The following is a 13,710-nucleotide window of genomic DNA, read 5'->3' on the forward strand; positions in this document are numbered from 1 at the left end:
GTCAGCCCCTTCAAAAGAATCCATTCGGACTATCCGTTCGGCGGCTTGTCGCCTATGCCGGGCAGGCGTAGGATTGAGCTGCGCCCCGAGGAGGGCGATCCATGCTTGACCTGATTCTCCTCGTCGTCACCTTCATCGGATTTGTTCTGCTCGACCGCTACGCTGCGGCGTGCGAGCGGCTCTGACATGCTCGACCAGATAATCGGTCTCATCCTGTCCATCCTTGCGCTCGGCTATCTCGTATACGCCATGCTGCGCCCGGAGAAATTCTAGTGAGCAACAACCCGTGACCGGCATCGGCTGGCTTCAGGCGCTCGTACTTTTTGGCCTGGTCCTCGTGGCCGTCAAGCCGCTCGGCGCCTTCATGGCTCGGGTCTTTCAGGGCGAGTCGACGTTTCTGACGCCGATCCTCGCGCCTGTCGAGCGCATGATATACCGGTTCTGCGGCGTCGATCCCAAGAAAGAGATGACGTGGTACACGTATCTCTTCGCCACGCTCGCGTTCAGCGCGGTCGGGCTCGTCTATCTCTTCGTTCTGCTCCGTACCCAGGCGTATCTGCCGCTGAATCCGCAGAAATTCGGCAATCTGGCGCCGGATCTTGCGTGGAACACCGCCGTCAGTTTCGTCACCAATACGAACTGGCAGTTCTATGCCGGCGAGAACACGCTCAGCTATCTGTCGCAGATGGTCGGGTTGGCATGGCACAATTTCACGTCGGCCGCCGTCGGCATCGTATTGGCGATCGCGTTCATCCGCGGTATCGCGCGCACGGATCTGCGCACGCTCGGCAATTTCTGGGCAGACATGACCCGTTGCTGTCTCTACGTGCTGTTGCCGATCTCGATCGTCGGCACGCTCTTGCTTGTCTGGACCGGCGTGCCCCAGAACTTCCATCCGTACGAAACGGTGACGTCCATCGACGGCTTCCATCAGGCCATCACAGGCGGCCCGATGGCATCGCAAGAGGTCATAAAAGAACTCGGCACCAACGGCGGCGGCTTCGTCGGGCAGAACTCGGCCGCTCCAAATGAAAATCCGACGCCGCTCAGCGATCTCTTCGAGCTCTGGCTCTTGATGGTGATCGCGGCGTCGCTCACGTATACGTTTGGTCGCATGGTGAAGGACCAGCGGCAAGGCTGGGCTCTCTTGACCGCGATGTCCATTCTGTTCTTCATCGGCCTCACCGTCACGTATGCTTCCGAGTCGGCCGGCAATCCGATCACCCACCAGCTCGGCGTGCTCGGCGCGAACATGGAGGGCAAGGAGGTCCGCTTCGGCGCGGCCGCTTCGGCTCTCTGGGCGGTCGCCACGACAGCGACGTCGTGCGGCGCGGTCAATGCCATGCACGACTCCTTCACGGCATTGGGCGGTCTCATCCCGATGCTCAACATCCAGCTCGGCGAGATCATCTTCGGCGGCGTCGGCAGTGGGCTCTATGGCAAGCTGATCTTCGTCATCCTCACGGTCTTCATCGCGGGTCTCATGGTGGGCCGGACGCCCGAATATCTCGGCAAGAAGATCGAACGGCGGGAAGTGCAGCTCGCGATTCTTTTCATCCTTATAACGCCGCTCTTCACACTGGTCCCCACGGCGATCGCGTCGATCAACCCCGCGGGCCTCGCCACGCTCAGCAATTCGGGCCCCCACGGCTTCTCCGAGATCCTGTATGCATACACATCAGCCACCGGCAACAACGGAAGCGCGTTCGCCGGCCTCGGACCGAACCTGTTCTACAACGTCTCGATGGGCATCGCGATGTTCTTCGGCCGCTTCGCGGAATTCGTTCCGATGTTGGCGCTGGCGGGCGTGCTTGCGGGTAAGCGCGCGGTGGCTGCATCGGCCGGCACCTTCACAACGCACTCGCCGATCTTCGTCGGACTGCTCATCGGCACGATCCTCATCGTGGGCGCGCTGACGTTCTTGCCCGCCGACGCGCTCGGTCCGATCGTCGAACACCTCCTGATGATCCAAGGAAAGATATTCTAGATGAGCACGCGACTCGAGCGCAGACCAAAAGCGCGCTCGCTCTTCGACCGCAAGATCCTGGTCACCGCGGTGTGGGATTCGTTCCGAAAACTCGACCCGCGAGGTCAGTATCGCAATCCGGTGATGTTCATCTGCGAGATCGGCGCCCTGGTCACGCTCGGATTCTTCTTGCGCGATCTGCGCACGCACGGTCCGGCCGGTTTCGATTTTGCCATCTCGATCTGGCTCTGGTTCACGGTGATCTTCGCGAACTTCGCTGAAGCCGTCGCAGAGGGACGTGGCAAAGCGCAAGCCGAGTTTCTGCGCCGCACGAAGACCGATACAATGGCGCGCCGCATCGTCGGTGGGCGGGAAGAGATGATACCGGCGACGTCGCTGCGCAAAGGCGAGACGTTTGCCATTATCGCCGGCGAACTGATCGCGGCCGACGGCGACGTGATCGAGGGCGCGGCGTCTGTAGACGAATCGGCGATCACCGGCGAGTCCGCGCCGGTGATCCGCGAGGCGGGCGGCGACCGCAGCTCGGTCACCGGCGGCACGCGCGTGCTCTCAGACCGCATCGTCGTTCGCGTCACGTCGAATCCGGGCGAGACGTTCTTGGATCGCATGATCGCGCTCGTGGAAGGCGCGTCGCGCCAGAAGACGCCGAACGAGATCGCGCTTTCGATCTTGCTCGCCGGCCTCACCATCATCTTTCTGATCGCGGTGGCCACGCTGTCGCCGTTCTCGCTCTACGCCGGCACGGCGCAATCGGTCACCGTGCTGATCGCACTGCTTGTCTGCCTCATACCGACGACCATCGGCGGTCTGCTCTCCGCGATCGGCATCGCGGGGATGGACCGCGTTCTGCAGCGCAACGTGTTGGCGATGAGCGGCCGAGCGGTCGAGGCCGCGGGCGACGTGGACACGCTGCTGCTGGACAAGACCGGCACGATAACGCTCGGCAACCGGCGCGCCACCGAGATCGTTCTCGCTCCCGGCGTGTCGGAAGAAGTCGCAGCGCGCGCCGCGATGCTGTCTTCCATCCCCGACGAGACCCCCGAGGGCCGGTCGATCGTGATGCTGTCCGCGCCGCGCGCCGCTCAAGGCCAGACTTCTGCCTCGGACAGCGACTTGCGCGCGCTCGTTCCTGACGGCTCGACGTTCGTTCCGTTCAGCGCATACACGCGCATGAGCGGCCTCGATCTAGCCGGCGGCGGATCCATCCGCAAGGGCGCGCCGGATGCGGTGCGCGCATGGGTTCGCGAGCGGACGGGCGATGGCGCAGCGGTGCTCGCCGACGATGTCGAGCGGATCGCTCGGGCGGGCGGCACCCCGCTCTTGCTTGCAGACGATCACCAGATCCTCGGAGCGATCCACCTCAAAGACATCGTCAAACCGAATATGAGCGAGCGTTTCGATCGACTGCGCAACATGGGCATCCGCACCATCATGATCACGGGCGACAACCCGCTCACGGCCGCCACGATCGCGCGCGAATCCGGCGTGGACGACTTCCTCGCCGAAGCCACGCCCGAGACGAAGATGGCCCTCATCAAGCGCGAGCAAGAATCCGGCCGGCTCGTCGCGATGACCGGCGACGGCACGAACGATGCGCCCGCGCTCGCTCAGGCCGACGTCGGCGTGGCCATGAACTCAGGCACGCAAGCCGCGAAAGAAGCGGCGAACATGGTCGATCTCGACTCCGATCCGACGAAGCTGATCGAAGTGGTGGAGATCGGCAAGCAGCTGCTGATGACGCGCGGCGCGCTGACCACATTCTCTATCGCCAACGACGTCGCTAAATATTTCGCGATTCTGCCGGCGATGTTCGCGATCGCCTACCCCGCCATGAACGCGCTGAACATCATGCGGCTCACGACGCCGCAGAGCGCGATACTCTCGGCCGTCATCTTCAACGCCCTGATCATCGTAGCGCTCATCCCGCTTGCGCTACGGGGGGTTGCCTACCGTCCGCGAGGCGCCAATGCGGTGTTGCGCAACAACGTGCTCATCTACGGCGTCGGCGGCATCATCGCGCCATTCATCGGCATCAAGCTCATCGACATGCTGCTCGCGGCATTCCATCTCGTATAAGGCAAGACAGAAATGAACACGAAGGCGATGACCGATAACACGCTGCGCCACATATGGCCATCGGTCATGTTCACCCTGATCACCATCGTGATCTTCGGCGTGCTTTACCCCGTCGTCATGACGGGACTCTCGCAACTCATCTTTCCGACCCAAGCCAACGGTTCGATCGTCAGCGTCGGCGGCAAACCCGTGGCGTCGACGATCATCGGACAGCTCTGGAAATCGCCGAAATATTTCCAAGGACGACCGTCGGCGGCCGGCAACGGCTACGATCCGACGTCGACCGGCGCCACCAATCTCGGGCCGACTTCCAAGAAGCTCATCGGCGCGACGCGCAGCGCGATCGCAGCGCTCAAGAAAGCGAACCCCGATGCGACCGATCCCATCCCCATGGATCTCGTGACGACGAGCGCAAGCGGCATCGATCCCGACATCAGCCCGGAGGCTGCGTACTATCAGGCGCCGCGAGTGGCGCGCGCCCGACACATGTCGCTGGACGCGGTACGTGCCGTGATCGCGCGTCACGTCGCTCCAAGGCAGTTGGGATTCTTAGGCGAACCGCGCGTCAACGTGTTGGAACTCAACCTCGCATTGGATGGTGCGAAGTGACAATGCGCTTCTCGCCGATCGTTGCTGCGGCAGCAGCGCTTGCATTGGGATGTATGCCGGTCGGCTCACCTGCCGATCCCGCTCCTGCGCTCTCACCGCTTCCGACGCCGATCCCTTCACCGGTTCCCTCGCCGGCCGCGACTCCGACATCCCCGACCATATCGCAAGCGTCGCCGTCGCCGGCGGTCACGCTACACGGCGTATTGAGCGGCACGCTTGCAATGACGAGCGGCGTCAACGCCGTTGGAAGTTTCGATTCGCCCTCGGGCATGGACAGCGCGGCCCGCGTGAATGTCTCCAACGCCTTTGTGCTGCTCGCAAAAACACAGGGCGTCATGCAATTCGCGCTGCAAGGAGGCGCATATAGCATCCCGACGATCGGCGTCGCCGGGAATAAGACGACCGCTGCCAACGCGAACACGGGGCTTTTCGGGCCGCTGCCGCTTGCGCAACTCTCGTATGTTCCGACGAGCAACTTCAGCCTCAATGCGGGAATCCTGGCGACATTGACCGGCGCGGAATCCACGTACACGTATCTGAACTGGAACGTGCAGCGCGGCGCCGTTTGGAACGTCGAAAATGCCGTGAGCCGCGGCGTGCGAGCGTCGTTCTCGTCAGGCAAGTTCACCTATACGCTCGGGGCAAACGACGGATTCTGGAGCGGAAAGTTCGGCGCCGCCGAAGGATCGCTCACCTTCGCGCCCGACAGCAGCGACTCTCTGCTGTTCGTCGCGCTGATACCGAACAGCAGAACACCGGGAAATCCCACCGCATCCGTCGCGAACAAAGAACTGCTCAATCTCGTCCTGACGCGCACGCGCGGCAACCTGCAGCTCGCTCCGTATATCCTCTACACGCGGTCGCCCGCTGCGCCCAGTCTCGGATACGCCGGCCCGGAAAGCGCGTTCGGGGCCGCCTTCTTGGCAAATCTGACGCTGAGCGGTCATTTCACGACGGCGTTCAGATACGAGACGCTCCATGATGCGAGCACGATCAACGACAAGAGCGCGAACGCCGACCTCGTCGGCTTTGGCCCGGGCAGCGGCATCAACACCTACACGCTGACGCCGCAATGGTCCAACGGTCACACATTCGTCCGCGTGGACTTCTCCACCGCGCGCGTCACAAGCTCGGCCGACGGTTTGGCGTTCGGCGGCGACGGCGATCAGCGCAACCAGTCGCGCGTCGTGCTCGAGATCGGAACCCAGATCTGACCATCGGTGCGCGCCTACGGCAGGCGCCAAAACTCACCGGACAACCCGAGCGAGTCGAGGATTTTCTGATTCTTCTCGCGCGAATGCGGCCTCCAATCGACCACCAGCCTATCGTCCCACCACGCGTGCGCGAGCTTGCTCAACATCGAGATGGTGATCGTCTCACCCGCAGCTCTTCCGCCAAGCCAGAGCTTGATGTGCTCTTCCGACCGGAAGAGATTCATCGCGCTTCACGTGAAGACGATGTCGTCCCACCAGTGCCGAGCCGGAACAAGACAATGGAAGAGAAGGTCAGTCCGCGACGGCAATGCGCCCTGGACGTCGATCGCAAGCGGTTCGAGGCAGTCCGGACAAGAGGTCTCGATGCGGCCATCCGCGTGCAAGGCAGCGCAGATACCGAACGCATCCCACGCGCAGTTCGCGTACCACCAAAATCCGCGGGCGCTTACGCGGTAGGCTGAAGGCACAGCCGAGAACGGGTTAGCCATGCGCAACTCGGTCTTGAATTCGTTCAGCACGATCGCATGCTCGTCGTGGAGACGATGCCACGACGCTTGAACCTCTGCGAACGGCACGCGCAAGAAATCCGCCACTTCTTGGGTGGCGGGCGCGCGGCGCAATTCGACAAATAATTGATATGTCGCATTGCGGACGCGAATATCGCGATAATCCATCATCAGGAACATCGCGATTGCACGCGGCACCTGATTTTTCCCTACCGCGTGGTCTCGAGTTCTGCCGCCGATCTAGCGGCGTTCAATTCACCGTTCTTTCAGCAGCCCTGGGAACATTCGAAGCATGAGTAAATCTATCGCCGCTCCGATCGCGGGAGCAGTCTGTGCCTTGTTGCTGCTAGCCGGGATCATCGCCGCTGTGTTCGTAGCGGGACAACTTCGCGCCATGTCGGCGAATCTCGACCGAATGTCTGCTCGAATGGATGCCTTGACGAGCATGAACGGCAAGCTCTCCGTCACGAACACGCTGTTAAAGCAGACCAATCGGAGCTTGTCGAGGATGACGGCCGAGTCGACCAGCGCAGATCAGAAGCTCGGTCGCATGCAGACCGATCTAGCCCTCATGTCGCACAAACTTGCGGGCTCGTTCCTGTTTCGCGGCGTGAAATGAACTATACGCCGGACCGCGTTCTCAAGCTGACACCGCGCGAGACAAAAATTCGATAAAAGCTTGCCAGGCGTGCAGCACTCGACGCATTGCAAGAACCTCGTCGGCACGTGGAGCCGGTCTATCGTGAACGGTGCACCCGCACCTACGTTACCCACCCTGACGGAGATGAATCTCGTTCTTGCCCGCCAGATCGCAGCGAGCGAATACTAATCGTGCCTTCGCTGCCGCTTCGATACGTAAGTAGGGACTGCGCCGGGACTTGGAGCATCAAGTGCCGCAACGACCCCTCACGGGCAGGTGACCGAGTGGTTAATGGTAGCAGACTGTAAATCTGCCGCGCTCAGCGCTACGTAGGTTCAAATCCTACCCTGCCCAAACGTTACGAACGCCGCATGCGAAGTGTGGCGGAGACATAGTTCCCATAGTCTCCCAGCCGCTCGACGTGGACGCTGTCGCACGCGGCGCGGATGAGATAGAGTCCACGTCCTGACTCGGAGTACGAGTCCGGCAAATGCGACTCGAACTTAAAACCTTTGCCGCGATCGATGGCGTGGATCACTGGCCTTGAGTCGGCCCAATCCACGTAGATATTGACGGGTCCCGGCGCGTGCTGCACGATGTTCGCCATGAGTTCGCCAAAGACGAGTTCCGCTTGCGCAACGGAAGCGTCGTCGTCGATGTACCTGCGAAGATACTCCACAAACTCCGCACGCGCGTCCTGCGCCGCAAGCGCGCTCTCCGCCTCGAATGACCAGGCATCAACGGCGCCCAAGGCGACCGTCATGACCGCGACGTCGTCGCGCGATTCGCCGGCGATGCAGACGTCGTGGATGAGTCGAGCCGGCCTGCCGACGTGACGAACGGCGGCGCTCGACGCTATCGCGTGGAGCGCGCGTTCTCCGGCGTCTATGTCATGGTTCCATTCGGTAAGGCCATCGGTGTAGAGCACGATGAGGTCGCCCGGTTCAAGCGCCAGCTCCTCCGGCGTCGACGTCTGCTCAATGAGCTTTCGAAGCCCGAGCGGCGTCCCATGCGCCCGCAATTCGATAAGCTCGTCGCCCCGCCTGATCAGCGGCGATGGATGCCCGGCGTTCGCGAATCTGATGGTCTTGCGGTCTGGGCTGATGATCCCGACGAACGCCGTCACGACGGCATCGGGGAATCGATAATGCAAGATCCAATCGGCGGCGTCGAGGATCTTCACCGGGTCAGATTCGTGATACGGGCCCACGGCGATGACATGGCGGACCTTGCTCATGATCACGGCGGCTTCGAGTCCGCTCCCAGCCACATCGCCGACGCTGATCATAACCGACCCGTCGTCAAGAGCGATCGAGTCGTACCAATCGCCGCCGACGCTTGCGCCTTGGCTCGTCGGCGTGTAGACACCGTCGAATTGCAAGTCCGGCGCGGACGGCAGTACCGAGGGCAGCGACGCCTTTTGCAGCGTGGTCGCGATCGCGCGCTCGCGCTCGTAGCTCTCGGCGTTCTCCATCGCGATCGCGGTCCGGCCCGCGATCTCCACTAAGACCGGCAGATCGTTTGCGTCGAACGATCGCCCCGTCGCGCCATTGAAGACGAACACGGCGCCGCGAGCTTTCCCTCGGACGTGAATCGGGATCCGGACTCCCGACTTAGGAGCGAGCGCGGCCACATCGGTTGCCAGATGTGGCCATATGTCGGCGATAAACGCTTTGAGCGCGGCGGCATTCAAAATCATGGGCTTGCGTTCATCGAGCTGTCGCATCAGGTTCTGCTCTGCGCGCGATTGCATGATCCGAGAATCGCGCAATCGGCCGACAGCCTCGGACAGTGCGGCATCCCGGTGCGCCGCCCCGACGACGCGTAGGCCGTCGCCATCGACGTTGATCACGAGCGCGAAATCGGCGATCTCGGGCACGACGATCTCCGCGAGTCGCTGGAATGCGCCCTCGATATCAAGCGACTCGAAAAGATTGTCGGTGACCTTGGCGAGCAAACGCAAGCGTTGCGTCGTGCGGTGCTGTTCGTCGAAAACGAGCGCGTTCTGAATCGCCGCCCCCGCGCGTTCGGCCGCGCGCTCCGCAACGGCGAGGTCGGAAGGCGTAAACGTGCGGCGCGATTCCGCGGACACAAACGTGATCGCTCCGTAGAGATCACCTTTCGGGCTCTGCAGCGGCACGACCATGGCCGAATGCATTTCGAGGCTCTGGATCGCTTTGAGGTGTTCTTCGTCCGTCGCTCCGGCACGGATCTGTTCGTCAGTCACGCGAGGGATAAGTGTGGCGCCGCCTCGCAGCGCATCGACCACGGCCTTGGGCCGACGCCGGGTGGCGTTCTTGCGTTGGAACTCGCGGATCTCTTCGACCCGTTTCGGATCCTTGTGTGCGGCGGCGACGGTCGTGAACGTGTCGGGTTCCTCGAACGTCATCACGAAACACCAGTCGGCGAAGTGCTCGACTGCGAGATTCGCAAATCGCTCGCAGATATCGCGCAGGTCGAGAGACGAGCCGAACGCGTTGACGGCTTTCAGGACGAACTCAAGACTCTCGCGCGAACGTTTCTGCTCGTCGATGTCCGTTGCTGTGCCGATCCAGCGGGCGTTGCGACCCGACTCGTCCATGACGGGCATCGCGCGAGCGAGAAACCAGCGGTAGCTTCCATCTTCGACGTTGCGCAGGCGATATTCGATCTCGTACGATGTGCCCGTTTGGAGCGCATTATTCCAGCGCTTTTGCGTCTCGTCGAGATCCGCGGGATGGACGACGCCTTTGACGCCTGGCGAAGTCATAGCCCCGACGGTAAGGCCGGTGTATTGGAGCCAACGCCGGTTGAAAAAGGTGATGGTGCCGTCGGCCTCGGCCAGCCAGACGAAATGGGGCATGACGTCGGCGATGGCATCGAAATGATCGCGACCTTCTGTGAGGGTCGATCGAAGCGCGACGAGCGAGCGGTCCTCGGCTATTCCAGCCTTCGATGGCACGCCGCGCCCGACTTTATGAGCCTGCAATCGCGCACCTTTCGAAAATTCTTGCATTCGTCGCCGGGCAGACCAAACAATCATATTCCCTTCCAGGCCTCCCGCCTAACGCGATTTGGCGCCAATCGAGAAACCAGGAGCGGGCCTTCGGCATGGGCGAGTATAGAGGGACATGGTCCGTCAACCCTTCCGCACCTTCGAGACCATCGCTTCCGGGCGCGGCGGAATCGCAGTTCTCGCGCTGCTTGCGCTCGCGCTCGCCGCCGGATGCGCACGAGCGCATCTGACGCCCGAACCGCTCTCCATCGAATCGTTGTGCGGAAACGCCACCGACCGCGGTTCGCACGGCCGGCATCATCCCGTTCTCGGCCGATACGTCGATGACCGGATCGCAGGAGATTCCACTGAATCACTCGTCGACGTAGGCGCGCTCGGACGCGACTCAGATATCGTCAACCCATCCGCCGGAAGCAAACCGCTGCAGACGACTCGCGCGCTGCGTTCGTACATCCGAGATCACGGCGGCGGCGTGATCGCATACTGGGCCGACCTCACCATAGGAACGAGCGGTGCGCCGATCGACGGGACCGCATTTGCTGACGGAGACGATAACGGAAAGGGCCGCGCGGCGTTCGTGCGCGCGCGCGGCGCGCAAGCATGGTCGTTCGCGCACGTCGATGAACCGTACGCTCCCGTCTGTGAATAGCCGACGATGGAAGAGTGCAGGTTGAATCGGCGAAAATACCGTAAGGCTTGCTCGGAGCGGGCGGGAGTAGCTCAATTGGTAGAGCGCTAGCCTTCCAAGCTGGATGTTGCGGGTTCGAGACCCGTCTCCCGCTCCACGAGAATTCAGAAAGAGCCGGCTCTGATGAGCTGGTTTTTTTCCTGTGTGACGGCGGTCGTCTCGAATCAACCATCACGCGGAACCCAATAGTCCACGGTGGGCAAGCGATGCTCGCACCCTACGGTTCGCAGGGGCAAAAACCGAACACTATGTGAGGGGAAGGGCTCGCTGAGATAGCCCTCCAGAGAGAACACGCTTTGGAAAATCCACGGCGCGCCGCCCGGCACGAGAAGCTTGGACCCGCGAATGGCGCCCTCGATCGGCAAACGGAACATTCGCTGCTCGTCGCCACATTGGAGGCGACGGCCGATGGTATCCTCGTGGTCGATGCTGCTGGGAAAATCGCCCGTTTCAACGAGCGCTTCGCACAGCTCTGGCGCCTTCCGCAAGAGATCCTCGAGAAAGGCGACGACGACGCCGCGATCGGCTTCGTTCTCGGGCAACTCAGCGATCCGGAGATGTTCATCTCGAAAGTCCGCGAGCTCTACGCAAAACCGGAGGCGGAGAGCTTCGACATTCTCACGTTCAAGGATGGCCGCATCTTCGAGCGCTATTCGATCCCGCAGCGCATGGACGGAAAGCCCGTCGGCCGCGTCTGGAGTTTTCGCGATGTCACCGATCGCGCAAACGGAGAACGCGCGCGCGATCTTGCCGAGACACGGGCGCGACGCCGTCTGGCCCGGCTCGACTCGCTCTGGCGGCTGCAGACGCACGAAGATCGCAACAGCGACGGCCTTGCCCGAACTATCCTCGCGGAAGGCAAACGCGCGCTCGGAATGGATTTCGCGGCGATCGGCGATGCGGTCGGGGAACGTCACATCGATCGGGCCGACGCTGAAATATCGGGCGCGATTGGGGCCTGCATGGCGGCGCTTGGCGCGCTCGTCGATCACGAAAGGCCGACGATCGAGTTCGACCGGCGCAGCTCGAACAGCGACGTGCCATCCGCAGAATTGGAGGCGGCCGGACTCCACGACGCGATCGCGACCGCCTGCTGGCTTGACTCGAAGAAATACTTGCTCGTCTTCGGGTCGAGCGTGCCGCGCGCCGAACCAATCACCCAGGAGGATCGCGAATACGTCGAACTGCTCTCGGCGTATCTCTCGCGCGTGCTCCGCGATCTCGACCAGCGCAGCCGCATCGCGCATCTCGCGTATCACGATTCGCTCACGGGCATGGAGAACCGCGCTCGCTTTCTTGAACGCCTGACCGAAGCCGCCGCGCTGAGCGCTCGCACCAATCGACGTTTCGCCGTGCTGTATGTCGATCTCGATCGTTTCAAGGACGTCAATGATTCGGCCGGCCACGCCACCGGGGACCGCGTGCTGCTTGAAGTGGCTCGGCGCCTGCATTCGACCGTCCGCCAATCGGACGCGTGCGCGCGATTCGGCGGCGACGAATTCGCCGTGCTCGTGCCCGAGGTGGACAGCGCAGCTGAGCTCAGCATCTTGGCGCAGCGCATCGGCGACGCGATGGCCGCGCCCTATTGCATCGACGAGACAGATATCTACCTTTCGGCGAGCACCGGCATCGTGATCTTTCCGGAAGACGGCGACGGCCCCGACACGCTCTTGCGTCGCGCCGATGCGGCGATGTATCGCGCAAAAGAAGACGGTCGCAACCGGTATCGTTTTTACAGCGAGGAGATCGCCGCGAGACTCGAGCGCCGGCAGACGATCCAGTCCGGCGTGCGCGATGCGATCGAACGTGCGCGGCTGGAACTCTACTATCAGCCGATCATGGATCTGGAAACGGGTCGACCGCACAGCGCCGAAGCGCTCCTGCGATGGAACCGGCCGGGGCATGGCGTTGTGCCGGCGGTGGACTTCATCGCAGAAGCGGAAGACGCCGGCCTCATGCCGCTGATCGGCGAGTGGGTCATCACACAAGCGGTCGCGCAACTCGGTTCGTGGACGCGCGCCGGTCTCGATCTGCGCGTCGCCATCAACATCTCCGCGATGCAGCTACAGGACGCAGGGTTGATCTCGACGCTGCGCGCTGCGATCGCATCGGCTGTCGTCGACGCCAGGCGGATCGAACTCGAGATCACGGAATCTGCCGCGCTTCGCAACCCCGACGCCGCTGCGGCAGCGCTCCATGAATGCCGGGCGATGGGCATCCGCGTCGCGCTCGATGATTTCGGCACACAGTTCGCGTCGCTCGCTTATCTCAAGCGACTGCCCGTTGACGTAATTAAAATCGATCGCTCGTTCGTCGCAGGGCTGCCGTCGCGGCTCGAGGACGCCGCGATCGTGCGCTCCGTCATCTCGCTCGGCGCGACGCTCGGAAGGACGATCGTCGCCGAAGGCGTTGAGCTCGAAGAGCAAGCCGCGTGGCTGCGGATCGAAGGATGTCGATTTGCGCAAGGCTATCTGTTAGGCGTGCCGATGCCGGTCGCGGCTTTCGATGCATGGGTCGCTTCGCGCCAACTCTCGTCTTAGGAACGCCTTGCGTTGTGCTCATCGAGTACGATACTATTGTGGCGCGCCGACTTGAGCGGAAGCAGGCCCTTGTAGCTCAGTGGTAGAGCGCGTCCTTGGTAAGGACGAGGCCGCGGGTTCAATCCCCGCCGAGGGCTAGTAAATCTTGCGCGCGCCCGTAGCTCAACTGGATAGAGCGATGGACTCCTAAGCCGTAGGTTGGAGGTTCGAATCCTCTCGGGCGCGAACTGATTCTCTTTGCCGCCCCGGCATCCGGGGCGTGCGTAAGCACGGCCGCATGCTCGCGGCTTATATTACGGGACGGGTCTCGAGGTAGCAATGGCTAAGCAGAAGTTCGAGCGTTCGAAGCCGCACGTGAACATCGGCACGATCGGCCACGTGGACCACGGCAAGACGACGCTGACGGCGGCGATCACCAAGGTGCTGGCGGCATCGGGCACGGGCACCAAAGCCCT

General features: G+C 62.4%; 13 protein-coding genes and 4 tRNA genes. 13 read left to right on the forward strand and 4 right to left on the reverse strand.

Annotated elements, in window-relative coordinates:
- Positions 1-29: 29 nt before the first annotated feature.
- Positions 30-188, reverse strand: a complete 159-nt coding sequence (locus VKT51_13190) for a hypothetical protein (GenBank protein HLJ85122.1) — start codon at positions 186-188, stop codon at positions 30-32.
- Between the two features lie 98 nt (positions 189-286).
- Between VKT51_13190 and kdpA the strand changes: the two genes are divergently transcribed.
- Genes kdpA through VKT51_13210 form a run of 4 tightly spaced genes read left to right on the forward strand, consistent with a single transcriptional unit; the run spans position 287 to position 5,886 of the window.
- Positions 287-1,987: a potassium-transporting ATPase subunit KdpA gene (gene kdpA / locus VKT51_13195; protein HLJ85123.1), complete on the forward strand. Its 1,701-nt coding sequence runs from the start codon at positions 287-289 to the stop codon at positions 1,985-1,987.
- Positions 1,988-4,063 carry a potassium-transporting ATPase subunit KdpB gene (gene kdpB / locus VKT51_13200; protein HLJ85124.1) on the forward strand — a complete coding sequence of 692 codons (2,076 nt, stop codon included), beginning with the start codon at positions 1,988-1,990 and terminating at the stop codon, positions 4,061-4,063.
- 12 nt (positions 4,064-4,075) lie between these two features.
- A complete protein-coding gene (kdpC, locus tag VKT51_13205; GenBank protein HLJ85125.1) occupies positions 4,076-4,672 on the forward strand; it encodes a potassium-transporting ATPase subunit KdpC in 597 nt (198 codons plus the stop codon).
- Between the two features lie 2 nt (positions 4,673-4,674).
- Positions 4,675-5,886, forward strand: a complete 1,212-nt coding sequence (locus tag VKT51_13210; protein HLJ85126.1) for an outer membrane beta-barrel protein — start codon at positions 4,675-4,677, stop codon at positions 5,884-5,886.
- A gap of 14 nt (positions 5,887-5,900) precedes the next feature.
- Here VKT51_13210 and VKT51_13215 read toward each other — a convergent pair whose 3' ends face one another.
- Both VKT51_13215 and merB read right to left on the reverse strand, forming a co-directional pair.
- The gene (locus tag VKT51_13215; GenBank protein HLJ85127.1) at positions 5,901-6,110 is read right to left on the reverse strand and encodes a hypothetical protein; all 210 of its coding nucleotides are present in this window, start codon (positions 6,108-6,110) and stop codon (positions 5,901-5,903) included.
- 6 nt (positions 6,111-6,116) lie between these two features.
- The gene (gene merB / locus VKT51_13220) at positions 6,117-6,590 is read right to left on the reverse strand and encodes an organomercurial lyase (GenBank protein ID HLJ85128.1); all 474 of its coding nucleotides are present in this window, start codon (positions 6,588-6,590) and stop codon (positions 6,117-6,119) included.
- Positions 6,591-6,684: 94 nt separating this feature from the next.
- On the opposite strand from merB, the gene VKT51_13225 reads away from it, so the two are divergent.
- The 3 genes from VKT51_13225 (at position 6,685) to VKT51_13235 (ending at position 7,386) form a co-directional block, all read left to right on the forward strand.
- On the forward strand, positions 6,685-7,011 hold the full coding sequence (locus VKT51_13225; GenBank protein HLJ85129.1) for a hypothetical protein: 327 nt from the start codon (positions 6,685-6,687) through the stop codon (positions 7,009-7,011).
- A 69-nt stretch (positions 7,012-7,080) separates the two neighbouring features.
- Entirely contained in the window at positions 7,081-7,221 is a 141-nt protein-coding gene (locus tag VKT51_13230; GenBank protein HLJ85130.1) for a hypothetical protein, read from the forward strand.
- 81 nt (positions 7,222-7,302) lie between these two features.
- Positions 7,303-7,386, forward strand: a tRNA-Tyr gene (locus tag VKT51_13235).
- Positions 7,387-7,390: 4 nt separating this feature from the next.
- On the opposite strand, the gene VKT51_13240 is transcribed toward VKT51_13235, so the two are convergent.
- Complete coding sequence (locus VKT51_13240) at positions 7,391-10,000, reverse strand: SpoIIE family protein phosphatase (protein ID HLJ85131.1); 2,610 nt, start codon at positions 9,998-10,000, stop codon at positions 7,391-7,393.
- A 142-nt stretch (positions 10,001-10,142) separates the two neighbouring features.
- Here VKT51_13240 and VKT51_13245 point away from each other — a divergent pair, with 142 nt between their 5' ends.
- From VKT51_13245 to VKT51_13270, 6 genes are all read left to right on the forward strand, one after another.
- Positions 10,143-10,676, forward strand: a complete 534-nt coding sequence (locus VKT51_13245) for a hypothetical protein (GenBank protein HLJ85132.1) — start codon at positions 10,143-10,145, stop codon at positions 10,674-10,676.
- Between the two features lie 60 nt (positions 10,677-10,736).
- Positions 10,737-10,812: transfer RNA gene (locus VKT51_13250), tRNA-Gly, on the forward strand.
- A gap of 199 nt (positions 10,813-11,011) precedes the next feature.
- Complete coding sequence (locus VKT51_13255) at positions 11,012-13,255, forward strand: EAL domain-containing protein (GenBank protein HLJ85133.1); 2,244 nt, start codon at positions 11,012-11,014, stop codon at positions 13,253-13,255.
- A 65-nt stretch (positions 13,256-13,320) separates the two neighbouring features.
- Positions 13,321-13,392, forward strand: a tRNA-Thr gene (locus VKT51_13260).
- Between the two features lie 14 nt (positions 13,393-13,406).
- Positions 13,407-13,480 (forward strand) — tRNA-Arg (locus VKT51_13265).
- Positions 13,481-13,573: 93 nt separating this feature from the next.
- A partial coding sequence (locus VKT51_13270) for a GTP-binding protein (protein ID HLJ85134.1) occupies positions 13,574-13,710 on the forward strand: 137 nt, incomplete at its 3' end.

It is taken from the genome of Candidatus Eremiobacteraceae bacterium (assembly GCA_035295225.1).
Classification (GTDB): domain Bacteria; phylum Vulcanimicrobiota; class Vulcanimicrobiia; order Eremiobacterales; family Eremiobacteraceae; genus JABCYQ01.